The organism is Pseudomonas spirodelae (assembly GCF_034653255.1).
In the GTDB taxonomy this organism is placed as follows: domain Bacteria; phylum Pseudomonadota; class Gammaproteobacteria; order Pseudomonadales; family Pseudomonadaceae; genus Aquipseudomonas; species Aquipseudomonas spirodelae.
This window is the reverse complement of record NZ_JAYEET010000035.1, coordinates 65,114-91,888: the sequence shown is the minus strand read 5'-3', so window position 1 is coordinate 91,888 and position 26,775 is coordinate 65,114. Positions and strand designations below refer to the sequence as shown.

Sequence of the window (26,775 nt, the reverse complement as noted above, 5' to 3'; positions counted from 1 at the left end):
GTCGCGAGTACGCTCCTGCACCAAAGTCTGGCTTCTGTTGCTGGCAAAAACTGCATACATCACCAGTGCAGCGACCACGGCGAGGACGCTCGCGCCGGCCATTGCGGCAACTGAAAACTGAATGGATTTAAGCTTCATGGATGCTCCGGCGAGAGTAGGGTGCTATCCATAGCTATCGGCAGGCGAGGATGGAATCCGTAGTGCCTGTATGCAGATAAAAGATGGCTAAGGCTGATTGTGCAAGTTCAGCTGTTGCTCGGTTGGAGGGGGCGGCCTAGCATACGAACCTTGTTCATCGGGAGATTCAGCATGAAACACTTGTTGCCATTATCTGCGCTGGCTGCGGCCTTGCTGCTGGCAGGATGCCAGGCCGTCAATACCACCAGTGGCGGCGCAGTGGGTGTAGAGCGCAAGCAGTACATGTTCAGCGCGCTCTCGACTCAGGAAGTTAATCAGATGTATGCGCAGTCCTATCAACAGACTCTGGGCGAGGCTTCCAGTAAGGGTGTGCTGGATAAAACCAGTAATAACGCCAAGCGTCTGCGTACGATTGCCGATCGCCTGATCAAGCAGGCGCCGCTGTTTCGCCCGGATTCGGCGCAGTGGCAGTGGGAAGTCAACCTGATCAAAAGCCCCGAACTTAACGCCAACTGCGGCCCGGGCGGCAAGATTATTTTCTACAGCGGCATAATCGATAAGCTGGACCTGACTGACGACGAGATCGCCGCGATCATGGGCCACGAAATGGCTCACGCGCTGCGCGAACACAGCCGTGAGGCAATGTCCAAGGCCTACGGCATCGAAATGGCCAAGCAAGGCGCCGGCGCTTTGCTGGGGCTGGGCTCAGACACCCTGGCGCTGGCCGATGCAGCGGTGGAATACGGCATGACCTTGCCCAATAGCCGTGGCAATGAGAACGAGGCCGATCTGATTGGTTTGGAGTTGGCGGCCCGCGCGGGCTACAACCCTAACGCCGCGGTTAGCCTGTGGCAGAAGATGGCTGCCGCCAGTGAAGGCGCGCCGCCTGAATTTATGAGCACTCACCCGTCGTCGAATAGCCGTATCTCATCCTTGCAAGCGGCGATTCCTAAAGTAATGCCGCTGTATGAGCGGGCGCGTTAAGTCGCGATCAATACAAAAAAGCCCCGCTCGCATGCCGGGCTTTTTTGTTTGGGCAGATTTTTCGCGGTTAAGGCAGGGCCTTGGCGGCAAAGGATTGCGTGGGCATGCCCAGCTGTGAGCGGAAGCTTTCCATGTCGAACATGGTGCAGATTTCCTGGATTTCATGGCTTGGGGTGAGCGTCCAGAAGGCCATGGCCGAGATGCTCAGCACTTTGTCGCTGGGTTGATAGCCGAGGGCAGGTCGCTGGATGGTGCCGATCAGGGTGCTCCAGGTCACCACTTTGTAACCTTCGGCAATGCATTCCTCAACCACCACCTGCAAATCCGGCATGGCGTGACGGATGTCCTTCACCATCTGTGAAAACGCCGGGCTGTTGAGTGGTCTACCCATGAACGAACTCTTATAGAGAAAGTCCTTGCTGTGCAGTTGCTCTGCCAGCATCGAGCGACCTTTGTTCCACGACAACTCTATATGCTGGCGTACCAGCTTTTTCCGATCATCCAGCGGCATGCATGTCTCCGTGACGGCCTGTAGGCAGGTTTTTTCCCACTGTAGCAGTCGTCTACGGGCCGAGGTAGTGGATTGACGCCAGTGCCCTGGCGTCGTTGCTGGTTAAATCAGCCCGCTGAATTTCATAGCCTGGTACCCGGCATAGATGGCCAGGGCTGCAAAGGCGCAGGCGGCCACGCGGCGAATCAGGGTCAAGGGCAGGCGCTCGGCGGCAAAATTACCGGCCAGTACCACCGGCACGTTAGCCAGCAACATGCCCAGGGTCGTACCGATGATCACCAAGATGAAGTGTGGGTATTGTGCCGCGAGCATCACTGTTGCCACTTGGGTCTTGTCGCCCATTTCGGCGATGAAGAAGGCGATCAGCGTTGTGAGGAAGGGTCCGTATTTTTTCAGGCCGGATTCTTCGTCCTCGTCGAGCTTGTCTGGTACCAGTGTCCAGAGCGCAACAGCGACAAAGCTGGCGGCGAGCACCCAGCTAAGGGTGGCTGGGGAGAAGAAGCTGGCTACCCAGTTGCCGACAGCACCCGCCGCGAAATGGTTGGCCAGTGTGGCGACCACGATGCCCCAGATGATCGGCCAGGGTTTGCGAAAGCGTGCGGCCAGGAGCAAGGCAAGCAATTGCGTCTTGTCACCGATTTCGGCCAAGGCAACGATGAAGGTTGGAACAAACAGGGATTCGAGCATCAGGCTTTCCTAAAGGGGCGGGTCGACATGGCTATGACACGTACAGCCTTCCCGCCCCGGGTAAGGTGTGCGTGTCATAGGTCTTGTCAAACCGCAGGCCCCGCTGAGTGGGCCTGGGGTCGCACGCGCCATGCTCTGTTGAGCAAGTATGTTGACACGTGCCGGGCGAGCTGGCGCTCGCGGGAGACTACTCCCCTAGGACGCGCGCATTCTGCCCGTGCACCCGCAAGAGGGCAAGCGTGTTTTAGTTTTTGCGGGCGCGGTAGATGCGAAAGCCCTTGGCATCGGCCAGGGTCTGACAGGTGCCGAGGTGCTGCTCAATCAGCGGCGGGTACTTGAGGAAGCTGTTGGCGACCAGGCGCAGCTCGCCTTGGCTGGCCAGGTGTCGGGCTGCCTGGCGCAGTAAATGTTCGGTAGCTTGGTAGTGGGTGTGTACGCCCTGGTGGAAGGGCGGGTTGCTGAGGATTGCGCTGAGGCCAGTGGGGGCGGCATCAATGCCATCACCACTGATGACCTCGGCCTGCAGGCCATTGGCGGCGAGCGTCAGGCGGCTGCTTGCGACGGCAAAGGCGTCGACATCCAGCATCGTCACCTGGCTATCTGGGTAACGGCGTTTTAGCGCCGCGCCGAGAACCCCGGCGCCACAGCCGAAATCCAGTATGTGCACGCTCGGCAGGTTATCCAGATGCTCCAGCAGCAGTGCACTGCCTACATCTAGACGACCATGGCTGAATACGCCGGGCAGGCTGAGGACTTTCAGGGGGCCGTCACTCAGGGGTAATTCATAGTGCTGCGCCAGGCTGTGCAGATCCGGCGTGGCCGGTGTGTGCTCAACCCTGACTTGCCAGAGTTGGCAGTGCCGTGCGCTGTCGAGTTTGCGCGTTTGGCCAAACGCTGCCAATTGTTTGGCCGCACGCTCGACACCCGCGCGCTTTTCTCCCACGAGGAACAACTCGCGGCCACCCAGGCGCGCGGCCAAGGTGTTGAGCAGGTATTCGGTCAGTTCGCGGGATTTCGGCAGAAACAACACCGCCGCCTGGAAGTCGCGTTCGTCAGGCTGGGTGGCAAACTGGCAGCGGTTGCTGAAGCGCGCATCCAGCAGGGCATGCTCACCGGCGTGCCAGCTCCAGCCATGGGCCTCTGGGAAATGACCGAGCAGATCATCCGCCGGCAAGCCAGCCAGCAGTAGCCGACCGGTGAATAGATTGGCCTGACGCAGCAGTACTTCACTTCGCGGGTCCATGGACGCTCCTGGAAAAAAGTTGCGTAGCTTAGCCGACTACGCGCACCGGTGCGCCGTTGAAAAATGCCTGAGCGTTTTCTGCCAGCTGGCCGACGATGCGTTGCCGTGCCTCGCGGCTGCCCCAGGCGCTGTGCGGCGTGATGATCAGTCGAGGAATGTCGGCGGCGAGCAGCACGTTGCCATCCTTGGGCGGCTCCTGGGTCAGTACGTCGGTGGCTGCGCCGCCGAGGTGACCCGCGCGCAGCGCATCAGCTAGGGCCTGTTCGTTGACCAAACCGCCACGCGCTGTGTTGATCAGCAGGGCGCCAGGCTTCATCAGGCTGAGCTCGCGGGCATCGATAAGGTTCAGGGTGTCGCTGTTCAACGGGCAGTGCAGGGTGAGTGCGTCGACCTGGGGCAGCAGTTCGTCCAGCGGCAGGCGGTCTGCTCGGGCTGGGCGGCCGGGTAGCTGGCCGAGGAGTACGCGCATGCCAAAGGCTTCGGCCAGTCGTGCTACGGCGCTGCCCAGCTCACCATGGCCAAGCATGCCGAGAGTTTTGCCGTGTAGTTCGATAATCGGGTGGTCTAACAGGCAAAATTGCTGCGCCTGTTGCCAGCGACCGGCTCGAATATCCTGCTGATAGTCCGGCAGGCGCGTGGCCAGCGCGAGCAGCAGCATCAGGGTGTGCTGCGCCACCGAGGGTGTGCCGTAGCCCTGGCAGTTGCTCACACTGATGCCGTGGGCACGGGCGGCGGCCAGGTCAATCGAGTTGATGCCGGTGGCCGCCACCAAAATGAGTTTCAGCTCAGGGCAGGCGGCGAATACCTCGGCAGTCAGCGGTACTTTGTTGCTGATCGCAACCTGTACACCTTGCAGGCGTTCGATGGTCTGCGCCGGCGTGCTGTGCGGATACAGTTGCAGGTCGGCAAAGCAGGCGCTCAGGCTGGATAAATCAAGGTCGCCCAAGTCGAGTGAGCTGTGGTCGAGAAAGACGGCGCGGTGACTGTTACTCATCAGCTGTATCTATCCTGCGAGTTTGGGAGGGGAGTAAGGTTGCGAGCCTAACAGAATCATTTCGTCGTCGCGGAGTCGCCCATGTATTGGACTGAGTTTTTAGCTGTGGCCCTGATCCACTTTCTGGCAGTGGCCAGCCCTGGGCCGGATTTTGCGATTGTGGTGCGCGAAAGTGTTGGTCATGGGCGACGTGCGGGCATGTTCAGTGCGCTAGGCGTGGGCTGCGGTATTTTTATCCACGTAGCCTATTCGCTGTTGGGCATTGGTTTAATCGTGTCGCAATCACTGGTGCTGTTCAATGCGTTGAAGTGGCTGGCGGCTGCTTACCTGCTTTACATCGGCATCAAGGCGTTGCGTGCCAAGCCGGCCGGTGCGAACAGTGCAGAGTTGCGTGTGCAGGAGGGTGAGCGCTCACCCCGTGCAGCCTTTATGGCGGGCTTTGTGACCAATGGCCTGAACCCTAAGGCCACGCTGTTTTTCCTGTCGTTGTTTACCGTGGTGATCAATCCGCATACGCCGTTGCTGGTGCAGGCGGGGTATGGGGTGTACCTGGCGGTTGCGACTGCGCTGTGGTTCTGCATGGTTGCCCAGCTGTTCAGTCACCAGCGGGTACGCGCTGGTTTCGCGCGAATGGGGCACTGGTTTGATCGGTTGATGGGCACGGTATTGATTGGTTTGGGCGTTAAGCTGGCGTTTACCGAGCTGCGCTAAGCGAATTGCTGTAACAAAAACGCCCCGCATCAGCGGGGCGTTTTGATTTGGTTCGGCGCGTTTAGTCGTCTTTGCCTTTGCTGCGCATGGCGCGCTGGACTTCACGGTTAGCGTCGCGCTCTTTCTCGGTGTGACGCTTGTCGAAGTCTTTTTTACCCTTGGCCAGGGCAATTTCGCACTTGATCAGGTGCGCCTTCCAGTAGATCGACAGCGCTACGCAGGCATAGCCTTTCTGCTGCACGGCACTGAACAACTTGTCCAGCTCGCGCTTGTTCAGCAGCAACTTGCGGGTGCGGATGGGGTCGGCAATCACGTGGGTGCTGGCCGTGGTCAATGGGGTGATGTGGCAGCCCATCAGCCAGGCTTCGTCGTTTTTCAGCAGCACATAGCTGTCGACCAACTGAGCCTTACCAGCGCGCAGACTTTTCACTTCCCAGCCGGCCAGGACCAAGCCCGCCTCGAATCTGGATTCGACGAAGTAGTCATGCATCGCCTTCTTGTTTTGCGCGATGGTGCCTTGTGGGTGTTTCTTTTGTTTAGCCATAGGGCGCGCATTATAGGGAGTCCCAGGCGCGGAAGCTATGTGTGCGATCAGGCAAAAGCATTCACGGGCTATCCAGTGTCGGCTGCGCTTGAGCCGCCTTGGCGAATCCCCGACAATGCGCGATCTTTTTTAAATAGAGCAGGCTAGCCGAGCATGGCGAACGATAAGGTTTCGATACACGGTGCCTGGGCCAGCCGTTGGGTGTTTATTCTGGCGGCGACCGGGTCGGCTGTAGGCCTGGGTAATATCTGGAAGTTCCCCTACATGACTGGCATGTACGGTGGCGGGGCTTTTGTGATGATGTACCTGGTGTGCATCTTTATGGTGGGTCTACCGATCATGCTCGCGGAGACGCTGATCGGTCGACGCGGCCGGCAAAGTCCGGTCAATACCCTCAAAACCTTGGCCATTGAATCGGGTGCTTCGCCGAAATGGTCTTGGGCGGCGCTGGTCGGGATGATTGCCGCGCTGTTGATCCTGTCGTTTTACAGCGTAGTGGCCGGCTGGTCGCTGGATTACATCCTCAGCATGGGCAGCGGGCAGTTTGCCGGTGTCAGTGCGCAAGGAGCCGGTGCGGCGTTTGGTGCGCTGACCGCCGATCCGTGGCGGCTGACCCTGTGGCACACGCTGTTTATGTTGCTGACCGGTTTTGTGATTGCCCGAGGCGTGGTGGCGGGGCTGGAGCGTAGTTTGCGCATCATGATGCCGCTGCTGTTTGTGCTGCTGTTGGTGTTGCTGGGGTACAGCATGACCACCGGGCATTTCATGCAAGGCTTCCATTTTTTGTTTAATTTCCAGCCTGAGCGGGTTCTTGATGGTGTGCTGGCCGCCATGGGGCATGCCTTCTTTACCTTGAGCGTCGGCGTAGGCGCGATCATGGTCTACGGCTCCTATATGCCGAAGCAGGCTTCGATTGGCAGTACCATCCTCACCGTGGGCATCCTCGATACCCTGGTGGCGCTTACTGCGGGGTTGGCGCTATTTCCAATTGTCTTCGCCGGTGGTTTGGAGCCGAGTGCGGGACCGGGTCTGATGTTTGTCACCCTGCCTGTGGCATTCGGCAATATCGCTTTCGGTCAGGTAATGGGCACGCTGTTCTTTGTGTTGGTGCTGATTGCCGCGTGGACTTCGTCAATCTCCATGCTGGAGCCCGCAGTGGCTTATCTGGTTGAACGCAGTAAACGCAGCCGGGTGTTGGTGACCAGTGTGTTGGCATTTGTGTGCTGGGTGATTGGTATGGGCACTGTGCTGTCCTTCAATCTGGCCGCTGAGGCGAAGTTCTTTGTATTTGCCGAAGACGGCTTTCATCTATTCCAGTGGGGTGCCGAGGGTGGTCGGAACTTCTTCGACAGCATCGATTACCTGACCAGCCGTATCATGCTGCCGCTCGGTGGTTTGACGTTTGCCCTCTTTGCCGGTTGGGTGCTCAAGCGTGAAGCCGTGCGTGAAGAGCTGGCGATGAAGAGCCCGTTGCTGTTTAACGTGGTGTATTGGTTTATTCGCGTGGTCGCGCCGATTGGTGTGCTGATCGTGTTTGTGGCCGAGCTGAATAAATGATCACCTGTGTCCCGTTTAACCCAGTGGTTGGATTATGAGTACGCATATTCAGCGTTCGGCGTTGTTGCCGTATCCGGCGCGAGCGCTGTATGACCTGGTCAATGATGTGGCCAGTTACCCGCAATTTTTGCCCTGGTGCTCGGCCAGTGAGGTACTTGAAGTCAGTGATACGCACATGCGCGCCTGTCTTTCTGTGGCCAAGGGCGGCTTAAGCCAGCGGTTTGTTACCGCCAATGTGCTGGTGCCAGGCGAGCGAATTAACTTGAACCTGGTTGAAGGGCCGTTCACCCAGTTGTTCGGGCATTGGGAGTTCAAAGCGTTGGGCGACAAAGCCTGCAAAATCAGTCTGGACCTGACATTCGACTACGCTGGGCCGTTGGTGCGCGCAACGCTCGGGCCATTGTTCAATCAGGCGGCCAACACCCTGGTTGATGCGTTTTGCCAAAGGGCCAAGCAACTTTATGGATAAGCCAAATATTGTGGTCGAGGTGGTGTACGCTCTGGCTGACAAGCATAAACTGCTGCGTCTGAGCGTGCCCTATGGCACCACGGTGCGTCAGGCGGCGTTGCAGTCTGGTATGCAGGCGCACTTCCCAGCTCTGGATCTACACAACAGCCCGCTGGGTATTTTCGGCAAGGCGGTAAGCAAGCCCGATGAGCGTGTGCTGGAAGAGGGTGAACGGGTGGAGATCTATCGTCCGCTGATTGCTGACCCCAAAGAGGTGCGTAAGCAGCGTGCGGCCAAGGCTGCGCAAGCCAAGGCGGACAGTAGCGGGGAGTAGTGATAAAGGCGTGTCGTCAGAGATGGCGAGGCACAAAAAAGCCCGGACATGTCCGGGCTTTTTATTAGCGCACTATTACTGCGGCGTGCTTTCCAGGGGCTCTGGTGTAGGCACTGGGACGACTTTTACATCGTCTACTTCACGCTGAATCTGCTCGAGCAGGGAGCCGGGGGCAGGCTTATCTTCTGTTTGAGTCGGCTGCGCCGCCTGCGGCGTGGTAACACCACTGCTTTCGCCGAGGATTGCCTGGTCGCGGCTCACGCCTGGCATAAAGTCGCCCGACAAGCCGACTAGTTGGTCGTCAGCACTGAAGTTCACACTCACGCGCTCTTGCAAGCGCTGACCACCACCTGGCTGGATGCTGTACAGGTAATCCCAGCGGTTGGCGTGGAAGGTGTCGGTGAGCAAGGGGTTGCCCATGATAAACCGCACTTGCTTGCGGGTCATTCCCGGACGCAACTGGTCTATCATGTCCTGCGTGACGACATTGCCCTGTTGGATGTCGATTTTGTAAACCCCGGGGAATGAACAACCGGCGAGTGCGAGTAGCCCCGTAAGGGAGAGGCTGGTCAGCAGGAGTTTGGTCTTTTGCATCGGTGGGCGACTTCCACTATCTTGGCTGGGCAATATAACCCCGGATCATACCCGCAATAAAGGAAGCTGCGAAGCCGCTTCCGTGAGAAAGCAGACCATGGTTGAAAATAGCGAACTACGCAAGGCTGGCCTGAAAGTGACCCTGCCACGGGTCAAGATACTACAAATGCTCGACTCTGCCGGCCAGCGTCACATGAGTGCCGAAGACGTATATAAGGCTTTAATGGAGGCTGGTGACGACGTAGGTTTGGCGACTGTCTACCGCGTACTGACCCAGTTTGAAGCCGCAGGCCTGGTGGTTCGCCATAATTTTGATGGCGGTCATGCGGTCTTCGAGTTGGCGGACAGCGGCCATCACGACCATATGGTCTGTGTTGATTCTGGCGAAGTGATTGAGTTCTTCGATGCGGAGATCGAAAAACGCCAGAAAGAAATCGTCAAAGAGCACGGTTTTGAGCTGGTTGATCATAATCTTGTGTTGTACGTGCGCAAGAAAAGCTGATCAGCCTGTTTGAATGACAAAGGCGACCCTCGGGTCGCCTTTGTGCTTTCTAGCGTTCTAGGGCGATTGAATCAGGCTTGGGCGCTGCTGACCATTTGCCGTGCGTGGGCCAGGGATTCTTCGGTTAGGTCTACGCCGCCGAGCATGCGGGCGATTTCCTCTACGCGCTGCGCTGAGCTGAGCTTGCTCACCGCGGTGCGTGTGGCATCGCTTTCGCGGACCTTATGTACAAACAGATGCTGATGCCCTTGTGCTGCAACTTGCGGCAGGTGAGTCACGGTGAGCACCTGGCCGCGTTCGCCGAGCTTGCGCAGCAGCTGTCCGACCACTTCTGCGGTGGGGCCGCCGATGCCGACGTCGACTTCATCGAATACCAGGGTTGGTACCCGTGAGGTTTGAGCGGTGATCACCTGGATCGCCAGGCTGATGCGCGACAGTTCGCCGCCCGAGGCCACTTTGGCCAGGGCTTTGAGCGGTTGGCCGGGGTTAGCGCTGACCAGAAACTCCAATTGCTCCAAGCCATTGGGGTGCGGCTCGCTGTTGCTGTTGGCGCTCAGCTTGATGGTAAAGCGTCCGCCGGGCATGCCGAGGGTTTGCATCTCCACTTCTACCGCGTTGGCCAGTTGGTCGGCGGCGTTATTGCGCAGCGTACTGAGTTCCGTGGCTTTTTCCTGGTAATGCCGTTCGAAGGCTGTCAGCTCCTCGCTGAGGCGCTCGGCCGCCTGGTCGTCAGCGTTGAGGCTTTCCAGTTCTTCGAATAACTGTTGCTGCATCGCCCCTAGTTCGGTTGGCTGGATACGGTGCTTGCGTGCCAGGGTGTAGATCGCGTCCAGGCGCTCTTCCATCTGTTGCAGGCGCTCAGGGTCAGCATCGAAGTGGTCGAGAAAGCGGTTCAGCTCGCCGACGGCTTCTTCAACTTGGATCTGTGCACTGGCCAGTAGGTTGGTCGCTTCGCTCAGCGCGCCTGGCTGGCCCTGGAAGTTGCCAAGGCGGTTGAGGCTGTTGGTAAGGGCGGACAGCACGTTGCCGGCATCATTCTCGCTGCATTGTTCAATCACCAGGCGACAGGCGCTGAGTAGGCTTTCGGCATTGGTCAGGTTTTTGTGTTCCTGCTCCAGTTGCTCAAGTTCATCTTCGCCGAGGGCTAGATTATCCAGCTCTTCCAGTTGGTAGCTGAGCAGTTGGTGGCGAGCGCGCTGCTCGTCACCGAGGCTGGAAATCCGTTGCAGTTCATTCTTGGTTTGTTTCCAGCGCTGCGCGGCGAGTTGCACCTGGCGCGCCAGCTCCTGGCTGCCGGCGTATTCATCAAGCAGGCGGCGGTGGGTCTCGGGTTTGAGCAGTGACTGGTGTTCATGTTGGCTGTGGATGTCGATCAGCAGCTCGCCGAGCGCCTTAAGGTCGCCTTGTGGGCTGGGCGCGCCATTGATGTAACCGCGCGAACGGCCTTCGGCAGTAATCACGCGACGGAGGATGCACGGCCCGTCGTTGTCCAGGTCGCGTTCGGCCAGCCAGGTGCGGGCTTCTGGGATGTCGCGCAGGTCGAAGCTGGCGAGGATGTCGGCCTTGTCCGCGCCAGGGCGCACCACACCGCTGTCGGCGCGATCACCTAAGGTCAGGCCGAGAGCGTCGAGCATGATCGACTTGCCAGCGCCGGTTTCGCCGCTGATTACGCTCATGCCGGCATCCAGTTCTAGATCAAGGTGTTCGACAATGGCGTAGTTGTGTACGGACAGGTGCACCAGCATGGCGAGGGCCTCCCAAGTTCATGTCTGGTTATTTATACAGTGTTTTTTTATGGGCTGACAATCCGTCTTTCATCCTTGAAACGATAATTTTTGACCCCATATAACCGCCAGGTACGTGAGTTAAGGCTCGCGACAGAATTCAAAAGGAGAGACGCATGGCTGACGAACAGACCCTGGATACGCAGAACCCTGATCCACATACAGCTGCCGAGGCTGCTGCGGGTGATGATCTGGTTGCTCGCGTGCATGCGCTGGAAGAGCAGCTGGCTGCTGCGCAGGATCAGTCGCTGCGCATGGCCGCCGATCTGCAGAACGTGCGCCGTCGCGCGGAGCAAGATGTAGAGAAAGCGCACAAGTTTGCGCTGGAAAAATTCGCCAACGACTTGTTGCCGGTGGTGGATAGCCTGGAGCGCGGCCTTGAGCTGTCGAATCCAGATGATGAAGCGATCAAGGCGGTGCGTGAGGGCATGGAGCTGACGCTCAAGTTGTTCCTCGACACCCTCAAGCGCTTCCAGTTGGAAGTCATTGATCCTCATGGTGCGCCGTTTAACCCTGAGCACCATCAGGCGATGGCGATGCAGGAAAGCACCAATGTTGAGCCCAATAGCGTGCTCAAGGTGTTCCAGAAGGGCTTCATGCTCAATGGCCGTTTGCTGCGCCCCGCCATGGTGGTGGTCAGCAAGGCGCCGGCAGAAGCGCCGCCATCGATTGATGAGCAGGCTTGAAATTCATCGAGCTGCCCCCATTTAACAGTCAAGCGTTTTAGTTCTACCGCCGCTGGCAATTAACCAGCGGCGGAAATATCAAAATTTCGGGAGAATGAATATGGGCAAAATTATCGGTATTGACCTGGGAACAACCAACTCCTGCGTCTCTGTTCTGGAAAACGGCAAAGCCAAAGTTATTGAAAACGCCGAAGGCACCCGCACTACGCCATCGATTATCGCCTATGCCAACGATGGCGAAATCCTCGTGGGTCAGTCGGCTAAGCGTCAGGCTGTGACCAATCCGCATAACACGCTGTACGCGGTTAAGCGTCTGATCGGTCGTCGCTTCGACGAAGAAGTTGTGCAGAAAGACATCCAGATGGTCCCTTACAAGATCGTCAAGGCGGACAACAATGACGCCTGGGTTGAAGTGAACGGCCAGAAAATGGCGCCGCCACAGATCTCGGCTGAAATTCTGAAGAAAATGAAGAAGACCGCCGAAGACTACCTCGGCGAGCCAGTGACCGAGGCGGTGATCACCGTGCCGGCTTACTTCAACGACAGCCAGCGTCAGGCCACCAAAGACGCCGGCCGTATTGCTGGTCTGGACGTAAAACGCATCATCAACGAACCGACCGCTGCTGCTCTGGCTTACGGTATGGACAAGGCTAAAGGCGATCACACCGTGATCGTTTATGACCTGGGTGGCGGTACCTTCGACGTTTCCGTGATCGAAATCGCGGAAGTTGATGGCGAGCACCAGTTTGAAGTGTTGGCGACCAACGGTGACACCTTCCTGGGTGGTGAAGACTTTGATATTCGTCTGATCGATTACCTGGTTGACGAGTTCAAGAAAGAAACCGGCATGAACCTTAAGGGTGATCCGCTGGCGATGCAGCGCCTGAAAGAAGCTGCCGAGAAAGCCAAGATCGAACTGTCTTCGAGCCAGTCGACCGACGTCAATCTGCCGTACATCACTGCAGACGCCACTGGTCCTAAGCACTTGAACGTGAAGATCTCGCGCGCCAAGTTGGAAGCGCTGGTTGAAGACCTGGTGCAGCGCACCATCGAGCCTTGCCGCATTGCGTTGAAAGATGCCGGTATTGATGTGGGTGCGATCAACGACGTGATTCTGGTCGGTGGTCAGACCCGTATGCCGTTGGTGCAGAAGCTGGTAACCGAATTCTTCGGCAAAGAAGCACGTAAGGACGTTAACCCGGACGAAGCCGTTGCCATGGGTGCTGCTATCCAAGGTGCCGTATTGGCCGGTGACGTGAAAGACGTGTTGCTGCTCGACGTATCGCCGCTGACCCTGGGTATCGAAACCATGGGTGGCGTGATGACCGCGCTGATCGAGAAGAACACCACCATCCCGACTAAGAAGTCGCAGGTGTTCTCGACGGCTGACGACAACCAGAGCGCGGTGACTATTCACGTGCTGCAGGGTGAGCGTAAGCAGGCCAGCGGTAACAAGTCGCTGGGTAAATTTGACTTGGCCGAGATTCCGCCAGCGCCACGTGGCGTGCCGCAGATCGAAGTGACCTTCGATATCGACGCCAACGGCATTCTGCATGTCGGCGCTAAAGACAAGGCCACTGGCAAGACTCAGTCCATCGTGATCAAGGCCAACTCCGGTCTGTCCGAGGAAGAAATCGAGCAGATGGTGCGTGACGCTGAAGCTAACGCTGAAGAAGACCGCAAGTTCGAAGAGCTGGCCAGTGCCCGCAATCAAGGTGATCAGCTGGTGCACGCCACCCGTAAGATGATTACCGAGGCTGGCGATAAGGCGACTGCCGACGAGAAGACTGCAATTGAAGCGGCGCTGAGCGCGCTGGAAGTGGCGGTTAAGGGCGACGACAAAGCTGAAATCGAAGCCAAGATGACCGCGCTGTCCGAAGTGACCGCTCCGTTGGCGCAGAAGATGTACGCTGAGCAACCGCAGCCAGGTGCTGCTGAGCAAGGTGGCGAAAAAGCCAAAGACGCCGGTGACGACGTGGTTGATGCTGAGTTCGAAGAAGTCAAAGACAACAAGTAAGCGCAAGCTTATGCCGCTTTGGCCGGGTGTGACGCGAGTTGCGCCCGGCATGATTCGCCGCGCGGGAGCTTGCTCCCGCGTTGGCGTGTCTGGAGTAGACGATTTTAAGGTGTTGAAGACTTATGGCTAAACGTGACTTTTACGAGGTGCTCGGTGTTGAGCGCGGTGCCAGCGAGGCGGAGCTGAAAAAAGCTTATCGTCGCCTGGCCATGAAGCATCACCCGGATCGCAATCCTGACGACAAGGCCTCGGAAGAGAAGTTTAAGGAAGCCAACGAGGCTTACGAAGTGCTCTCCGATGCCGCTAAACGCTCGGCGTACGATCAATACGGCCATGCCGGCGTTGATCCGCAGATGGGTGGCGGTGGCGGTCCAGGTGGTGCGAACTTCTCCGATATTTTCGGTGATGTGTTCAGTGACTTCTTCGGTGGCGGCGGTGGTCGTGGTGGCGGTCGCGGTGGCGCCCAGCGCGGCAGTGATCTGCGTTACACCCTGGAGCTGGACTTGGAAGAGGCGGTGCGTGGCACCACAGTAACCATTCGTGTGCCGACTCTGGTCAATTGCAAACCATGCGATGGCTCTGGGGCTAAGAAGGGCACTACGCCTGTGACCTGTACCACCTGTGGCGGTATTGGTCAGGTGCGCATGCAACAAGGCTTCTTCTCGGTGCAGCAGACCTGCCCGCGTTGCCACGGCCAGGGCAAGATGATCACCGATCCGTGCGGTTCATGCCACGGTCAGGGTCGAGTCGAAGAGCACAAGACGCTGTCGGTGAAGGTGCCGGCTGGTGTTGATACGGGCGACCGTATCCGTCTTACGGGTGAAGGTGAGGCGGGCGCCATGGGTGGCCCGGCGGGTGATCTGTACGTGGTGGTGAACGTGCGCGAGCACGCGATCTTCCAGCGTGACGGCAAGCACCTGTACTGCGAAGTGCCCATCAGCTTTGCGGATGCCGCCTTGGGTGGCGAGCTTGAAGTGCCAACCCTGGATGGTCGGGTCAAGCTGAAGATTCCGGAAGGCACGCAAACCGGCAAGATGTTCCGTCTGCGCGGTAAAGGTGTGGCGCCGGTGCGTGGCGGTGGTGCGGGAGACTTGATGTGCAAGGTGGCGGTCGAAACGCCAGTCAAGCTCGACAAGCGTCAGCGTGAGTTGCTTGATGAGTTCCGCAAAACCCTGGAAGGCGACAGTTCACATTCGCCCAAGGCCAATGGCTGGTTTGAAGGCGTGAAGCGCTTCTTCGGCGACCTGTAAAACACCCGTGGCAGGCGGCGGTCGTTAGTGATCGCCGTCTGTCGCGCGGCTAGGAGCAGATGGTTATGCAACGAATTGCTGTGATGGGCGCCGCTGGGCGCATGGGCAAAACCCTGATCGAGGCTGTGCAGCTGGCGGATGGCGCAAGCCTGAGTGCGGCAATTGATCGTGCCGACAGCAGCCTGGTTGGCGTGGATGTTGGTGAGTTAGTCGCGCAAGGCAAGATGGGTGTCAATCTCTCCGGTGATTTGCATGCGGTACTGGATCAGTTTGATGTGTTGATTGATTTCACCCACCCCTCGGTCACCCTGAAGAACCTGGAAGTCTGCCGTCAGGCTGGCAAGGCCATGATCATTGGCACCACCGGCTTTTCGCCGGAGGAAAAGCAATTGTTAGCGGATGCCGGCAAGCAGATCCCAATCGTGTTTGCCGCCAACTTCAGTGTCGGCGTCAACCTGTGCTTGAAGCTGCTGGATACCGCAGCGCGGGTGCTGGGCGATGATGTGGATATCGAGATCATCGAAGCCCATCACCGCCACAAGGTCGATGCGCCGTCTGGCACCGCCTTGCGTATGGGTGAGGTAGTGGCCAATGCCCTGGGACGTGATCTGCAGAAAGTCGCTGTCTATGGCCGTGAAGGTCAGACTGGTGCGCGTGAGCGCGAAACCATCGGTTTTGCCACGGTGCGTGCGGGCGATGTGGTCGGCGATCACACCGTGCTGTTTGCGGCAGAGGGTGAGCGCGTAGAGATTACCCACAAGGCATCGAGTCGCATGACGTTTGCCAAAGGGGCGGTGCGTGCGGCGCTGTGGCTGCAAAATCGTCAGCCTGGGTTATACGACATGCAGGACGTGTTGGGCCTTAACTGAGACTGTTTGTCACAGGAATGGCTTTTGCCTGGGTATTACTCGCATCTGGCAGTGGACCCAAAAGGCGCATTCCTGTAAGCTTTCTGCTTTAGTGTGTCCACTAAAGTTGCGCAGAATGAATAAGATAAAAAAGCGGGGTGACGGTTCATACGTCATCCCGCTTTTTTACAATCTGCGTTTGCTTCACGATTTGATCTCCGGAGGTTTTCTTGAGTAAGCCAGCCCTTAAACCTGCCATTTTGGCTCTAGCTGATGGCAGTATTTTTCGCGGCGAGGCCATCGGTGCCGATGGCCAAACTATTGGAGAGGTGGTTTTTAACACCGCCATGACCGGCTATCAGGAAATCCTTACCGATCCTTCCTATGCCCAGCAGATTGTTACCCTGACCTATCCGCATATCGGCAACACCGGCACCACGCCGGAAGATGCCGAGTCCAATCGCGTATGGGCCGCCGGCCTGATTATTCGTGACCTGCCGCTGACCTCCAGCAACTGGCGTAACAAGCAGCCACTGGATGAGTACCTCAAGGAAAACGGCACCGTTGCCATCGCGGGTATTGATACCCGTCGCCTGACGCGCATTCTGCGTGAGAAGGGTTCGCAGAACGGCTGCATTCTGGCTGGCGATGACGCCACTGAAGAAAAAGCACTGGAGCTGGCGCGCAGCTTTCCGGGGCTCAAGGGCATGGACCTGGCCAAAGTTGTCAGCTGCACTGAGCGCTACGAGTGGTGCTCCAACGTGTGGAACCTGCAAAGCGACAGCCACCCAGAAGTGCCGGCCAGTGAGCTCAAGTATCACGTGGTGGCCTATGACTACGGCGTTAAGTGGAACATCCTGCGCATGCTGGTCGAGCGTGGTTGCCGCGTGACCGTAGTACCGGCGCAGACCCCTGCTGCTGAAGTACTGGCTTTGAATCCCGACGGCGTGTTCCTGTCCAACGGTCCTGGCGATCCTGAGCCTTGCGATTACGCCATTGCTGCGATCAAGCAGGTGCTGGAAACCGATATTCCGGTATTCGGTATCTGCCTCGGCCACCAATTGCTGGCCCTGGCCTCCGGTGCCAAGACCCTGAAAATGGGCCACGGTCACCACGGTGCCAACCACCCCGTGCAAGACCTCGACACCGGCGTGGTGATGATCACCAGCCAGAACCACGGTTTTGCTGTGGATGAAGACAGCTTGCCGAGCAATCTGCGCGCGATTCACAAATCGTTGTTCGACGGCTCCCTGCAAGGCATTGAGCGGACCGACAAGCAGGCGTTCAGCTTCCAGGGTCACCCAGAGGCCAGCCCTGGCCCGGCTGACGTTGCACCGTTATTTGATCGTTTTATCGAAACCATGGCCAAGCGCCGTTAAACCCGCCGACTGACCCCAGGATTCGAGAGAAAGAACATGCCAAAACGTACAGACATAAAAAGCATCCTGATCCTCGGCGCTGGCCCGATTGTTATCGGCCAGGCCTGCGAGTTCGATTACTCCGGTGCCCAGGCGTGTAAAGCGCTGAAAGAAGAGGGCTATCGCGTCATTCTGGTGAACTCGAACCCAGCCACCATCATGACCGACCCGGCCATGGCTGATGCCACCTACATCGAGCCGATCAAATGGTCCACCGTGGCCAAGATCATCGAGAAGGAGCGTCCGGACGCCCTGTTGCCAACCATGGGTGGCCAGACTGCGCTGAACTGCGCGCTGGACCTGGAAAAGCACGGTGTTCTGGAGAGGTTCGGCGTCGAGATGATCGGTGCCAACGCCGACACCATCGATAAGGCCGAAGACCGTTCGCGCTTTGACAAGGCGATGAAAGACATCGGCTTGGCCTGCCCGGTTTCCGGCATTGCGCACAACATGGAAGAGGCCTATGCGGTCCTTGAGAAGGTCGGCTTTCCGTGCATCATCCGTCCGTCCTTCACCATGGGCGGCACCGGTGGTGGCATCGCTTACAACCGTGAAGAGTTCGAAGAAATCTGCGCCCGCGGTATCGATCTGTCGCCGACCAGTGAGTTGCTGATCGACGAGTCGCTGATCGGCTGGAAGGAATACGAGATGGAGGTAGTCCGCGACAAGAAGGACAACTGCATCATCGTCTGCGCGATTGAAAACTTCGACCCGATGGGTGTGCACACTGGTGACTCGATCACTGTTGCTCCGGCGCAGACGCTGACCGACAAGGAATACCAGATTCTGCGTAACGCCTCGCTGGCGGTCCTGCGTGAGATCGGCGTAGAAACCGGTGGCTCCAACGTGCAGTTCGGCATCTGCCCGAACACTGGCCGTATGGTCGTCATCGAGATGAACCCGCGCGTGTCGCGTTCTTCGGCGCTGGCTTCCAAGGCCACCGGCTTCCCAATCGCCAAGATCGCCGCCAAGCTGGCTGTGGGTTACACCCTCGACGAGCTGAGCAACGACATCACCGGCGGTCGCACCCCGGCTTCGTTTGAGCCGGCCATCGACTATGTCGTGACCAAGATTCCACGTTTTGCCTTCGAGAAGTTCCCGAAAGCGGATGCCCGCCTGACTACTCAGATGAAGTCCGTCGGCGAAGTCATGGCGATTGGCCGCACCTTCCAGGAATCCCTGCAGAAAGCCTTGCGCGGCCTGGAAGTGGGCGTGGCCGGCTTTGATGAGAAGCTCGATCTGGCTGATCCGGAAGCCGAAAGCACCTTGCGCCGTGAGCTGACCGTGCCAAGTGCTGATCGTATTTGGTACATCGGCGACGCTTTCCGTGCGGGTAAAACCGTTGCAGAAGTCTTCGAACTGACCAATATCGATGAATGGTTCCTGGTGCAGATCGAAGACCTGATCAAGGACGAAGAGCGTATCAAGACCTTGGCGCTGTCCAGCATCGACCGTGATGCCATGTACAAGCTCAAGCGCAAAGGCTTCTCCGATATTCGCTTGGCCAAGTTGTTGGGTGTGACTGAGAAAACTCTGCGCAGTCAGCGTCAAAAACTCAAGGTGCTGCCGGTCTACAAGCGCGTCGACACCTGCGCCGCCGAGTTCGCCACCGACACCGCCTACATGTACTCGACCTATGAGGAAGAGTGCGAAGCGAATCCGTCGGGCCGTGACAAGATCATGATCCTCGGTGGCGGGCCGAACCGTATCGGCCAGGGCATCGAATTTGACTACTGCTGTGTGCATGCGGCGCTGGCGCTGCGTGAAGATGGTTATGAAACCATCATGGTCAACTGCAACCCTGAAACCGTATCGACCGACTACGACATCTCTGATCGTCTGTATTTCGAGCCGGTAACTCTGGAAGACGTGCTGGAAATCGTCCGTGTCGAGCAGCCGAAAGGTGTGATCGTGCAGTACGGTGGTCAGACTCCGCTGAAGATCTGCCGTGCCCTGCAAGAAGCCGGTGTGCCGATCATTGGTACTTCGCCTGATGCCATCGACCGCGCCGAAGACCGCGAGCGCTTCCAGCAGATGGTTCAGCGCCTTGGTCTGCGTCAGCCGGCCAACGCCACCGCACGCAGCGAAGATGAAGCGCTGGCAGCCTCGAAGGTTATCGGTTATCCGCTGGTGGTGCGTCCGTCCTATGTATTGGGCGGTCGTGCGATGGAGATCGTCTACCAGGAAGATGAGCTCAAGCGTTACATGCGCGAAGCGGTGAAGGTTTCCAACGACAGCCCGGTTCTGCTCGATCACTTCCTCAACTGCGCCATTGAAGTGGACGTGGATGCAGTATGCGACGGCGAAACTGTGGTGATTGGCGCGATCATGCAGCATATCGAGCAGGCGGGTGTGCACTCCGGCGACTCGGCGTGCTCGCTGCCGCCTTACTCGCTGCCGATGCATATCCAGGATGAGATCCGCGACCAGGTCAAGAAAATGGCCTTGGAGCTGGGTGTGGTGGGTTTGATGAACGTGCAGATGGCTGTGCAGGGCGAGGACATCTTCGTGATCGAAGTGAACCCGCGCGCCTCGCGTACCGTGCCGTTTGTCTCCAAGTGCGTCGGTGTTTCCCTGGCCAAGGTGGCTGCCCGTGTGATGGCGGGTAAGTCGCTGGCTGAAGCCGGTTACGCCAAGGAAATCATCCCGCCATACTTCAGCGTTAAAGAAGCGGTGTTCCCGTTCGCCAAGTTCCCGGGTGTTGACCCGATCCTCGGCCCGGAAATGAAGTCCACCGGTGAAGTTATGGGTGTCGGTGACACCTTCGGTGAGGCCTTCGCTAAGGCTCAGTTGGGCGCCAGTGAAATACTGCCAAACACCGGCTGTGCGTTTATCAGCGTGCGTGAAGACGATAAGCCGGAAGCTGTGCAGGTTGCGCGCGATCTGGTCGCGTTAGGCTTCGAAGTAGTGGCCACGGCCGGTACCGCCAAAGTGATCGAGGCCGCTGGTTTGCCAGTGCGTCGCGTCAACAAGGTGACCGAGGGCCGTCCACACGTGGTTGATATGATCAAGAATGACGAGGTCACCCTGATCATCAACACCACTGAGGGGCGTCAGTCCATCGCTGACTCCTACTCCATTCGTCGTAACGCTCTGCAGCATAAGATCTACTGCACCACCACTATTGCGGCGGGGCAGGCGATCTGTGAAGCGCTGAAGTTTGGTCCAGAAAAGACCGTGCGTCGGCTGCAGGAACTGCATGCAGGAATCAAGGCATGACTAAATACCCCATGACCGTCCAGGGCGCTCGCGCCCTGGAAGAAGAGCACGCGCACCTGACTAAGGTGCTGCGCCCCAAGCTGAGCCAGGAAATTGGTACGGCGCGTGAGCTGGGCGATCTTAAGGAAAACGCCGAATACCACGCTGCTCGTGAGCAGCAGGGTATGGTCGAGGCGCGTATCCGTGATATCGAAGGGCGCATGCAAAATGCGGTGATCATTGATGTCACCACGATCGAGCACACCGGCAAGGTGATTTTCGGTACAACGGTTGAGATCGCTAACTGCGAAACCGATGAAGCCGTGGTTTACCAGATCGTCGGTGAGGATGAAGCCGATATTAAGAAGCGCAAGATATCCGTTGGCTCACCTATCGCGCGCGCCTTGATCGGCAAGAGCGAAGGGGATGTGGTTGTGGTGCAAACACCGGGCGGCGCGATTGAGTATGAGATCGTCGAGGTTCGCCATCTCTAAGTCGGACTCGCGTGATGCGGGCTCGATCAGCTGGCTGCTGGCCCAGACGCTTTGGGTTGGCGGCCTCTGGCTGCTGCACTTTTTATTGCTGCCTGCGATTGCCAAGATTGGTCTAGCGTCATTGCTGGTCGAGGAGATCAGTGATGCGCTGCGGCCACTGCTGGTCGGTTTGGCGGCTGTCTGCGCCGGGTTACAGGTGGTGGTGTTGGTTCGCGCAGAGTCGCTGACAAGCCTGTGGCGCGATACGCGCGGGCAGTTGTTGTTAGTGGTTGTGGTGATGGCGGGAAGTTATTTCGCGGTGCCTAGGCTGCTGGCGGGAACTGAGCTGTGGTTGATGTTCAGCTACTTGGTTATGGCCTTTTGTGGCCTGCTGCTGGTGTTGCAGCCGCTACCGCAGCGGTATGTGCGCAAGCCTTAAGTCTTGGCTTTGCTTGTGATGGGTGATTGCAAAGGCGCTAAGCGCGCCTTGCAGTCACTGATCAATCAGCCGTGATGGCGATGAACGTTAGACAGGTTTTTGTTCACTTTCGGGTTTTTACGGTAAATCAGCGCCATTTTGCCAATCACCTGAACCAAGTCGGCTTTGCCGGCCTTGCACAGCTCGTTAATGGCTGCCAGGCGGCTTTCGCGCTCAGTGATGCGCAGTTGTACTTTAATAAGCTCATGGTCGCTCAGCGCGCGCTCCAGTTCAGCCTGTACACCTTCGGTCAAACCATTGTCAGCCACAATCAATACAGGCTTTAAATGGTGGCCGATAGTTTTGAATTGTTTCTTCTGCTCTTGAGTGAGCGGCATAATCTAATTCCTGCATTTAATCTGGTAAAAACGGTAACTAGTTTACCCGAGCGCCTTCGAGGCCGCCCAGATATTCATGCGTTACACATCCGAGGTATTGCGTGGCCCGTACCAAGAGCAGTCAAGGTTGGCTGAGAGAACATTTCAACGACCCTTACGTCAAAATGGCACAGAAGGATGGCTATCGTTCGCGCGCCAGCTACAAATTGCTGGAGATCCAAGAGAAGGATCGCATCCTTCGACCTGGTATCACTGTCGTCGATCTGGGTTCGGCGCCCGGTGGCTGGTCACAAGTCACCAGTCGGGTGATCGGCGACAAAGGCACGCTGATCGCCTCCGATATTCTTGAGATGGACAGTATCCCGGATGTCACTTTCATTCAGGGTGACTTTACTGAGGATGCAGTGTTCGATCAGCTTCTTGAGGCGATTGGAGGGCGTCCGGTAGACCTTGTGATTTCCGATATGGCCCCCAATATGAGTGGGGTGAAAGAGTCAGATCAGCCGCGCGCGATGTACCTGTGCGAGCTGGCGTTGGATTTGTCCACTCGCGTGCTGCGCCCGGGCGGTGATTTTTTAATCAAGATATTCCAAGGCGAAGGCTTTGCGGAGTACCACAAGCAAGTACGCCAGTTGTTCGACAAGGTGCAGATGCGCAAGCCTTCTTCCTCGCGGGATCGCTCCCGTGAGCAGTACCTGCTGGCGCGTGGATATCGCGGTATCAAAACGCTGAGCGCTGATTGAACGGTTGCGTGGTTGTCGCAGTCTGATTAGTAAATAAAGGGTTACAGACGGCGTCTGCCAGGGGTGGGCGTTGTGTAGTAAGTTAGATCGGTACATAACTGGTCGTCATGCGAAGTGCGCTTCGACACGGGGCCTGCTTCAGAGGGTAGCTAATTGAACGACATGGCAAAGAATCTGGTCCTGTGGCTGATCATCGCCGCCGTCTTGGTGACGGTGATGAACAATTTTTCCAGCCCGACTGAGTCGAACAAACTCAACTATTCGCAGTTTATCCAGCAGGTTCAGGATGGCGGCGTTAAGCGAGTGACGGTCGATGGCTTCATCATCAGCGGTACCCGTACCGATGGTTCTTCGTTTGAGACCGTGCGTCCGGCGATTCAGGATAACGGCCTGATCAAGGACCTGATGGACAACAACGTTGAGATCGTTGGTAAGCAGCCTGAGCAGCAGAGCATCTGGACTCAGTTGCTGGTCGCCAGCTTCCCAATTCTGGTGATCATTGCGGTGTTCATGTTCTTCATGCGCCAGATGCAGGGTGGTGCTGGCGGCAAAGGTGGGCCGATGAGCTTCGGCAAAAGCAAGGCGCGTCTGCTCACCGAAGATCAGGTTAAAACCACCTTTGCTGACGTCGCTGGCTGCGATGAAGCGAAAGAAGAAGTCAGCGAGCTGGTCGAATTTCTACGCGATCCGGGCAAGTTCCAGCGCCTTGGTGGGCGTATCCCGCGTGGTGTGTTGATGGTTGGTTCGCCGGGTACCGGCAAAACCTTGCTGGCTAAGGCGGTTGCCGGTGAAGCCAAGGTGCCGTTCTTCACTATCTCGGGTTCGGACTTCGTGGAAATGTTCGTCGGTGTCGGTGCATCCCGTGTGCGCGATATGTTTGAGCAAGCCAAGAAGCATGCGCCCTGCATTATCTTTATCGACGAGATTGACGCCGTTGGTCGCCATCGTGGCGCCGGCATGGGTGGTGGTCACGATGAGCGTGAGCAAACGCTTAACCAGCTGCTGGTAGAGATGGACGGTTTTGAAGCGAACGACGGCATCATCGTGATCGCAGCGACTAACCGTCCTGACGTGCTTGACCCTGCTCTGCTGCGTCCGGGTCGTTTCGACCGTCAGGTTGTGGTTGGTTTGCCGGATATTCGTGGTCGCGAGCAGATTCTTAAAGTGCACATGCGCAAAGTACCGATGGGTGAAGACGTTGCGCCTGCGGTGATTGCGCGGGGTACGCCGGGTTTCTCCGGTGCCGACCTGGCTAACCTGGTCAACGAAGCATCGTTGTTTGCGGCGCGTTCCGGTAAGCGTGTCGTCGAGATGAAAGAGTTCGAGCTGGCTAAAGACAAGATCATGATGGGCGCCGAGCGCAAAACCATGGTCATGTCCGACAAGGAAAAGCTCAATACAGCCTTCCACGAAGCCGGTCACGCGATTGTTGGGCGCCTGGTGCCTGAGCATGACCCGGTTTACAAGGTTTCGATTATTCCGCGCGGTCGCGCCCTGGGTGTGACCATGTTCCTGCCTGAGGAAGATCGCTACAGCCTGAGCAAGCGTGCGCTGATCAGCCAGATTTGCTCGTTGTTTGGTGGTCGTATCGCCGAGGAAATGACCCTGGGCTTTGATGGTGTGACCACCGGGGCATCCAACGACATCATGCGTGCCACCCAATTGGCCAAGAATATGGTCACCAAGTGGGGGTTGTCGGAAAAGCTTGGCCCGCTGATGTATGCGGAAGAAGAGGGTGAGGTTTTCCTTGGGCGCAGCATGGGCAGCAACCAGAGCAACGTTTCTGCTGATACTGCTAAGCTGATTGATCAAGAAGTGCGTAGCATCATTGATGAGTGCTATGGCATTGCCAAGCGCCTGCTGGAAGAGAATCGCGACAAGCTGGATGCGATGGCTGAAGCGCTGATGAAGTACGAAACCATCGACGCCGAGCAGATTGAAGACATCATGAATGGTCTTGCTCCGCGTGAGCCCAAAGGCTGGCAGGGCGGTGATGATAATAACGGCACGCCCACTGCGCCTGTTGAGGTCTCAAAGCCTGTGGGCAAGCCAATCGGTGGTCCTGCCGCAGAAATCTAAGGTTCTCCATGTCTGTTGTTTCAACCTTTAACCGGCTGCCCTGTGGCAGCCGGTTTCTTGATTTAAGCAGCCCGCAAGTGATGGGCATCCTAAATGTCACCCCTGACTCTTTCTCTGATGGCGGTCGCTTTGCTCAGTGTGATGCAGCCTTGCGTCACGCTGAAGCGATGTGGCGGGCTGGTGCAACCCTGATTGATGTTGGTGGTGAGTCGACGCGCCCGGGTGCTCGTGCGGTTTCTCCAGTCGAAGAGTTGGAGCGGGTTGCGCCTATTGTCGAGGCAATTGCTCGCGAGTTGGATGTGATCATCTCGGTGGATACTTCGACGCCTGCGGTCATTCGTGAGACGGCGCGGTTAGGTGCCGGCTTGATCAATGACGTGCGTTCATTGCAGTGCGATGGTGCTCTGGATGCGGCTGCTGATAGCGGTTTGCCGGTGTGCTTGATGCATATGCGCGGTGAGCCAACCACGATGCAGCACAACCCTCAGTACCCTGACGTGGTGGCTGAGGTCCGCGAATTCCTGCTTGAGCGACTGGCGGCCTGTGCGGCGGTGGGAATTACTGCTGAGCGCATCGTTCTTGATCCAGGCTTTGGTTTTGCAAAAAGCCTTGAGCACAATCTTTCATTATTCAAGCATCTGCAGGTGTTGCATGAGTTGGGTCGGCCCTTGTTGGTTGGCGTGTCGCGCAAGAGCATGATTGGCAAGGTTTTAGGGTATGAGGTCGGTGAGCGCTTATATGGCAGCCTGGCCTTGGCTGCGCTTGCGCTGAGCAAGGGTGCACACATCCTGCGGGTACATGATGTAGCTGAAACAGTTGATGTGGTGCGGATGATCGCCGCGGTTCAAGCTGCAGAATAAGTTAAAAGGAATGCTGGTATGGGCAGAAAATATTTTGGTACTGACGGTATTCGTGGGCGTGTTGGCGATTTTCCAATTACCCCGGAATTCATGCTCAAGCTCGGTTGGGCGGCTGGGATGGCGTTTCGTAAGCACGGCAAGTGCCGCATCCTGATCGGTAAGGACACGCGCATTTCTGGGTATATGTTTGAGTCTGCATTGGAAGCGGGTCTTTCCGCTGCAGGGGCGGATGTGATGTTGTTGGGGCCGATGCCGACGCCAGCAATCGCGTATTTGACGCGTACCTTTCAAGCTGAGGCAGGCATTGTGATCAGTGCTTCGCATAATCCGCATTACGACAATGGCATCAAATTCTTTTCCGGGCAGGGCACCAAGCTGCCGGATGAGATTGAGCTGATGATCGAAGAGTTGCTCGATGCACCGATGACGGTGGTGGAGTCCGAGCAGTTGGGTAAGGTGTCGCGAATCAATGATGCGGCCGGGCGCTATATCGAATTTTGTAAGAGCAGTGTGCCTACCAGTACAAGCTTTGCCGGTCTGAAGATAGTCGTCGACTGTGCTCATGGGGCTGCCTATAAAGTGGCGCCCAGCGTATTTCGCGAGCTAGGTGCGCAGGTGACGGTGTTGTCGGCGCAGCCCAATGGTTTAAATATCAACGATGCGTGCGGCTCCACGCATATCGAGGCGTTACAAGCAGAAGTGCAGGCGCAGCATGCTGATCTGGGTATCGCCTTTGATGGTGACGCTGATCGGGTGTTGATGGTCGATCATTCGGGTGCTGTGGTTGATGGTGATGAGTTGTTGTTTATCATCGCTCGCGACCTACAGGAGCGCGGCAAGCTTCAGGGCGGCGTAGTTGGTACGCTGATGAGTAACCTGGGGCTGGAACTCGGTTTGGCTGACCAGGGCATTCCTTTTGTGCGGGCCAAGGTGGGTGACCGTTATGTGATTGCCGAGTTGCTGTCGCGTAACTGGCAATTGGGTGGCGAGAATTCGGGGCATCTGGTGTGTTTCCAGCACACCACTACAGGTGACGCGATTATTGCAGCCCTGCAGGTGCTTATGGCGCTGAAGCGTCGTGGGCAAACGCTGGGTGAGGCCCGGTTGGGTATGCGCAAGTGTCCTCAGGTGCTGGTGAATGTGCGCTTTGCCGGTGGTGTAGATCCGCTGGAGCACCCGGCAGTGCAGGAGGCGAGCGCGCAGGTCACCGAGAAAATGGCCGGCCGTGGCCGGGTGCTGTTGCGCAAATCGGGCACCGAACCTTTGGTGCGTGTGATGGTTGAAGGTGATGACGAAACCATGGTGCGCAGCTATGCCAATGAATTAGCTAAAGTTGTTGCGGATGTATGTGCTTGA

The 26,775-nt window shown here is 57.5% G+C and carries 26 protein-coding genes; 18 read left to right on the top strand and 8 right to left on the bottom strand.

Going from position 1 to position 26,775, the window contains the following annotated elements:
* Positions 1-309 precede the first annotated feature (309 nt).
* On the top strand, positions 310-1,122 hold the full coding sequence (locus tag SOP97_RS10570; protein ID WP_322949177.1) for a M48 family metallopeptidase: 813 nt from the start codon (positions 310-312) through the stop codon (positions 1,120-1,122).
* A gap of 67 nt (positions 1,123-1,189) precedes the next feature.
* On the opposite strand, the gene SOP97_RS10565 is transcribed toward SOP97_RS10570, so the two are convergent.
* The 4 genes from SOP97_RS10565 to SOP97_RS10550 all read right to left on the bottom strand — a co-directional run bounded on the left by SOP97_RS10565 (position 1,190) and on the right by SOP97_RS10550 (position 4,557).
* Positions 1,190-1,633: a ketosteroid isomerase-related protein gene (locus SOP97_RS10565; protein ID WP_274086232.1), complete on the bottom strand. Its 444-nt coding sequence runs from the start codon at positions 1,631-1,633 to the stop codon at positions 1,190-1,192.
* 102 nt (positions 1,634-1,735) lie between these two features.
* Complete coding sequence (locus tag SOP97_RS10560) at positions 1,736-2,320, bottom strand: TMEM165/GDT1 family protein (RefSeq protein WP_274086231.1); 585 nt, start codon at positions 2,318-2,320, stop codon at positions 1,736-1,738.
* Between the two features lie 244 nt (positions 2,321-2,564).
* The gene (locus tag SOP97_RS10555; RefSeq protein ID WP_274086230.1) at positions 2,565-3,563 is read right to left on the bottom strand and encodes a class I SAM-dependent methyltransferase; all 999 of its coding nucleotides are present in this window, start codon (positions 3,561-3,563) and stop codon (positions 2,565-2,567) included.
* Positions 3,564-3,591: 28 nt separating this feature from the next.
* Entirely contained in the window at positions 3,592-4,557 is a 966-nt protein-coding gene (locus SOP97_RS10550; protein WP_274086229.1) for a 2-hydroxyacid dehydrogenase, read from the bottom strand.
* Positions 4,558-4,638: 81 nt separating this feature from the next.
* On the opposite strand from SOP97_RS10550, the gene SOP97_RS10545 reads away from it, so the two are divergent.
* Positions 4,639-5,268 carry a LysE family transporter gene (locus SOP97_RS10545; protein ID WP_274086228.1) on the top strand — a complete coding sequence of 210 codons (630 nt, stop codon included), beginning with the start codon at positions 4,639-4,641 and terminating at the stop codon, positions 5,266-5,268.
* A 61-nt stretch (positions 5,269-5,329) separates the two neighbouring features.
* Here the strand turns inward: SOP97_RS10545 and smpB are convergent, their stop codons facing one another.
* Positions 5,330-5,812: an SsrA-binding protein SmpB gene (gene smpB, locus SOP97_RS10540; RefSeq protein WP_274086227.1), complete on the bottom strand. Its 483-nt coding sequence runs from the start codon at positions 5,810-5,812 to the stop codon at positions 5,330-5,332.
* A 153-nt stretch (positions 5,813-5,965) separates the two neighbouring features.
* On the opposite strand from smpB, the gene SOP97_RS10535 reads away from it, so the two are divergent.
* Genes SOP97_RS10535 through SOP97_RS10525 form a run of 3 tightly spaced genes read left to right on the top strand, consistent with a single transcriptional unit; the run spans position 5,966 to position 8,151 of the window.
* The gene (locus SOP97_RS10535; RefSeq protein WP_274086226.1) at positions 5,966-7,369 is read left to right on the top strand and encodes a sodium-dependent transporter; all 1,404 of its coding nucleotides are present in this window, start codon (positions 5,966-5,968) and stop codon (positions 7,367-7,369) included.
* Between the two features lie 34 nt (positions 7,370-7,403).
* Positions 7,404-7,838: a type II toxin-antitoxin system RatA family toxin gene (locus tag SOP97_RS10530; RefSeq protein ID WP_274086225.1), complete on the top strand. Its 435-nt coding sequence runs from the start codon at positions 7,404-7,406 to the stop codon at positions 7,836-7,838.
* A complete protein-coding gene (locus tag SOP97_RS10525) occupies positions 7,831-8,151 on the top strand; it encodes an RnfH family protein (protein ID WP_274086224.1) in 321 nt (106 codons plus the stop codon). The genes SOP97_RS10530 and SOP97_RS10525 overlap by 8 nt, the downstream gene beginning before the upstream one ends.
* 75 nt (positions 8,152-8,226) lie before the next feature.
* Here the strand turns inward: SOP97_RS10525 and SOP97_RS10520 are convergent, their stop codons facing one another.
* Positions 8,227-8,745: an outer membrane protein assembly factor BamE gene (locus SOP97_RS10520; protein WP_274086223.1), complete on the bottom strand. Its 519-nt coding sequence runs from the start codon at positions 8,743-8,745 to the stop codon at positions 8,227-8,229.
* A gap of 97 nt (positions 8,746-8,842) precedes the next feature.
* On the opposite strand from SOP97_RS10520, the gene fur reads away from it, so the two are divergent.
* A complete protein-coding gene (gene fur / locus SOP97_RS10515; RefSeq protein WP_090255961.1) occupies positions 8,843-9,247 on the top strand; it encodes a ferric iron uptake transcriptional regulator in 405 nt (134 codons plus the stop codon).
* Positions 9,248-9,318: 71 nt separating this feature from the next.
* Here fur and recN read toward each other — a convergent pair whose 3' ends face one another.
* The gene (gene recN / locus SOP97_RS10510; RefSeq protein WP_274086222.1) at positions 9,319-10,992 is read right to left on the bottom strand and encodes a DNA repair protein RecN; all 1,674 of its coding nucleotides are present in this window, start codon (positions 10,990-10,992) and stop codon (positions 9,319-9,321) included.
* A 155-nt stretch (positions 10,993-11,147) separates the two neighbouring features.
* Between recN and grpE the strand changes: the two genes are divergently transcribed.
* The 8 genes from grpE to SOP97_RS10470 all read left to right on the top strand — a co-directional run bounded on the left by grpE (position 11,148) and on the right by SOP97_RS10470 (position 21,360).
* Positions 11,148-11,717 (top strand): nucleotide exchange factor GrpE, encoded by a 570-nt coding sequence (gene grpE / locus SOP97_RS10505; RefSeq protein ID WP_274086221.1) that lies wholly within the window; start codon positions 11,148-11,150, stop codon positions 11,715-11,717.
* A 100-nt stretch (positions 11,718-11,817) separates the two neighbouring features.
* Positions 11,818-13,734: a molecular chaperone DnaK gene (gene dnaK / locus SOP97_RS10500; protein WP_274086220.1), complete on the top strand. Its 1,917-nt coding sequence runs from the start codon at positions 11,818-11,820 to the stop codon at positions 13,732-13,734.
* 122 nt (positions 13,735-13,856) lie between these two features.
* The gene (gene dnaJ, locus SOP97_RS10495; protein ID WP_274086219.1) at positions 13,857-14,984 is read left to right on the top strand and encodes a molecular chaperone DnaJ; all 1,128 of its coding nucleotides are present in this window, start codon (positions 13,857-13,859) and stop codon (positions 14,982-14,984) included.
* Positions 14,985-15,049: 65 nt separating this feature from the next.
* Complete coding sequence (gene dapB, locus SOP97_RS10490; protein ID WP_274086218.1) at positions 15,050-15,853, top strand: 4-hydroxy-tetrahydrodipicolinate reductase; 804 nt, start codon at positions 15,050-15,052, stop codon at positions 15,851-15,853.
* A gap of 209 nt (positions 15,854-16,062) precedes the next feature.
* Positions 16,063-17,211, top strand: a complete 1,149-nt coding sequence (carA, locus tag SOP97_RS10485; RefSeq protein ID WP_274086217.1) for a glutamine-hydrolyzing carbamoyl-phosphate synthase small subunit — start codon at positions 16,063-16,065, stop codon at positions 17,209-17,211.
* Between the two features lie 36 nt (positions 17,212-17,247).
* Positions 17,248-20,469, top strand: a complete 3,222-nt coding sequence (gene carB / locus SOP97_RS10480) for a carbamoyl-phosphate synthase large subunit (RefSeq protein ID WP_274086216.1) — start codon at positions 17,248-17,250, stop codon at positions 20,467-20,469.
* Positions 20,466-20,942, top strand: coding sequence for a transcription elongation factor GreA (gene greA, locus SOP97_RS10475; RefSeq protein ID WP_274086215.1), 477 nt, complete (start codon positions 20,466-20,468; stop codon positions 20,940-20,942). Before carB ends, greA begins: the two co-directional genes overlap by 4 nt.
* Positions 20,914-21,360, top strand: coding sequence for a DUF4149 domain-containing protein (locus SOP97_RS10470; RefSeq protein WP_274086214.1), 447 nt, complete (start codon positions 20,914-20,916; stop codon positions 21,358-21,360). The genes greA and SOP97_RS10470 overlap by 29 nt, the downstream gene beginning before the upstream one ends.
* A gap of 65 nt (positions 21,361-21,425) precedes the next feature.
* Here SOP97_RS10470 and SOP97_RS10465 read toward each other — a convergent pair whose 3' ends face one another.
* A complete protein-coding gene (locus tag SOP97_RS10465; protein WP_274086213.1) occupies positions 21,426-21,737 on the bottom strand; it encodes a YhbY family RNA-binding protein in 312 nt (103 codons plus the stop codon).
* Between the two features lie 101 nt (positions 21,738-21,838).
* Here SOP97_RS10465 and rlmE point away from each other — a divergent pair, with 101 nt between their 5' ends.
* The 4 genes from rlmE to glmM all read left to right on the top strand — a co-directional run bounded on the left by rlmE (position 21,839) and on the right by glmM (position 26,775).
* Positions 21,839-22,480: a 23S rRNA (uridine(2552)-2'-O)-methyltransferase RlmE gene (gene rlmE, locus SOP97_RS10460; RefSeq protein WP_274086212.1), complete on the top strand. Its 642-nt coding sequence runs from the start codon at positions 21,839-21,841 to the stop codon at positions 22,478-22,480.
* 162 nt (positions 22,481-22,642) lie between these two features.
* Positions 22,643-24,559, top strand: a complete 1,917-nt coding sequence (gene ftsH, locus SOP97_RS10455; RefSeq protein WP_274086211.1) for an ATP-dependent zinc metalloprotease FtsH — start codon at positions 22,643-22,645, stop codon at positions 24,557-24,559.
* Positions 24,560-24,567: 8 nt separating this feature from the next.
* A complete protein-coding gene (folP, locus tag SOP97_RS10450) occupies positions 24,568-25,419 on the top strand; it encodes a dihydropteroate synthase (protein ID WP_274086210.1) in 852 nt (283 codons plus the stop codon).
* A gap of 18 nt (positions 25,420-25,437) precedes the next feature.
* Positions 25,438-26,775, top strand: coding sequence for a phosphoglucosamine mutase (gene glmM, locus SOP97_RS10445; protein ID WP_274086209.1), 1,338 nt, complete (start codon positions 25,438-25,440; stop codon positions 26,773-26,775).

Excerpts from the sequence above, each read along its gene's own strand:
- SOP97_RS10570 (WP_322949177.1), top strand. The coding sequence starts at position 310 with ATGAAACACTTGTTGCCATTATCTGCGCTGGCTGCGGCCTTGCTGCTG.
- SOP97_RS10565 (WP_274086232.1), bottom strand. The coding sequence starts at position 1,633 with ATGCCGCTGGATGATCGGAAAAAGCTGGTACGCCAGCATATAGAGTTG.
- SOP97_RS10560 (WP_274086231.1), bottom strand. The coding sequence starts at position 2,320 with ATGCTCGAATCCCTGTTTGTTCCAACCTTCATCGTTGCCTTGGCCGAA.
- SOP97_RS10555 (WP_274086230.1), bottom strand. The coding sequence starts at position 3,563 with ATGGACCCGCGAAGTGAAGTACTGCTGCGTCAGGCCAATCTATTCACC.
- SOP97_RS10550 (WP_274086229.1), bottom strand. The coding sequence starts at position 4,557 with ATGAGTAACAGTCACCGCGCCGTCTTTCTCGACCACAGCTCACTCGAC.
- SOP97_RS10545 (WP_274086228.1), top strand. The coding sequence starts at position 4,639 with ATGTATTGGACTGAGTTTTTAGCTGTGGCCCTGATCCACTTTCTGGCA.
- smpB (WP_274086227.1), bottom strand. The coding sequence starts at position 5,812 with ATGGCTAAACAAAAGAAACACCCACAAGGCACCATCGCGCAAAACAAG.
- SOP97_RS10535 (WP_274086226.1), top strand. The coding sequence starts at position 5,966 with ATGGCGAACGATAAGGTTTCGATACACGGTGCCTGGGCCAGCCGTTGG.
- SOP97_RS10530 (WP_274086225.1), top strand. The coding sequence starts at position 7,404 with ATGAGTACGCATATTCAGCGTTCGGCGTTGTTGCCGTATCCGGCGCGA.
- SOP97_RS10525 (WP_274086224.1), top strand. The coding sequence starts at position 7,831 with ATGGATAAGCCAAATATTGTGGTCGAGGTGGTGTACGCTCTGGCTGAC.
- SOP97_RS10520 (WP_274086223.1), bottom strand. The coding sequence starts at position 8,745 with ATGCAAAAGACCAAACTCCTGCTGACCAGCCTCTCCCTTACGGGGCTA.
- fur (WP_090255961.1), top strand. The coding sequence starts at position 8,843 with ATGGTTGAAAATAGCGAACTACGCAAGGCTGGCCTGAAAGTGACCCTG.
- recN (WP_274086222.1), bottom strand. The coding sequence starts at position 10,992 with ATGCTGGTGCACCTGTCCGTACACAACTACGCCATTGTCGAACACCTT.
- grpE (WP_274086221.1), top strand. The coding sequence starts at position 11,148 with ATGGCTGACGAACAGACCCTGGATACGCAGAACCCTGATCCACATACA.
- dnaK (WP_274086220.1), top strand. The coding sequence starts at position 11,818 with ATGGGCAAAATTATCGGTATTGACCTGGGAACAACCAACTCCTGCGTC.
- dnaJ (WP_274086219.1), top strand. The coding sequence starts at position 13,857 with ATGGCTAAACGTGACTTTTACGAGGTGCTCGGTGTTGAGCGCGGTGCC.
- dapB (WP_274086218.1), top strand. The coding sequence starts at position 15,050 with ATGCAACGAATTGCTGTGATGGGCGCCGCTGGGCGCATGGGCAAAACC.
- carB (WP_274086216.1), top strand. The coding sequence starts at position 17,248 with ATGCCAAAACGTACAGACATAAAAAGCATCCTGATCCTCGGCGCTGGC.
- greA (WP_274086215.1), top strand. The coding sequence starts at position 20,466 with ATGACTAAATACCCCATGACCGTCCAGGGCGCTCGCGCCCTGGAAGAA.
- SOP97_RS10470 (WP_274086214.1), top strand. The coding sequence starts at position 20,914 with ATGAGATCGTCGAGGTTCGCCATCTCTAAGTCGGACTCGCGTGATGCG.
- SOP97_RS10465 (WP_274086213.1), bottom strand. The coding sequence starts at position 21,737 with ATGCCGCTCACTCAAGAGCAGAAGAAACAATTCAAAACTATCGGCCAC.
- ftsH (WP_274086211.1), top strand. The coding sequence starts at position 22,643 with ATGGCAAAGAATCTGGTCCTGTGGCTGATCATCGCCGCCGTCTTGGTG.
- folP (WP_274086210.1), top strand. The coding sequence starts at position 24,568 with ATGTCTGTTGTTTCAACCTTTAACCGGCTGCCCTGTGGCAGCCGGTTT.
- glmM (WP_274086209.1), top strand. The coding sequence starts at position 25,438 with ATGGGCAGAAAATATTTTGGTACTGACGGTATTCGTGGGCGTGTTGGC.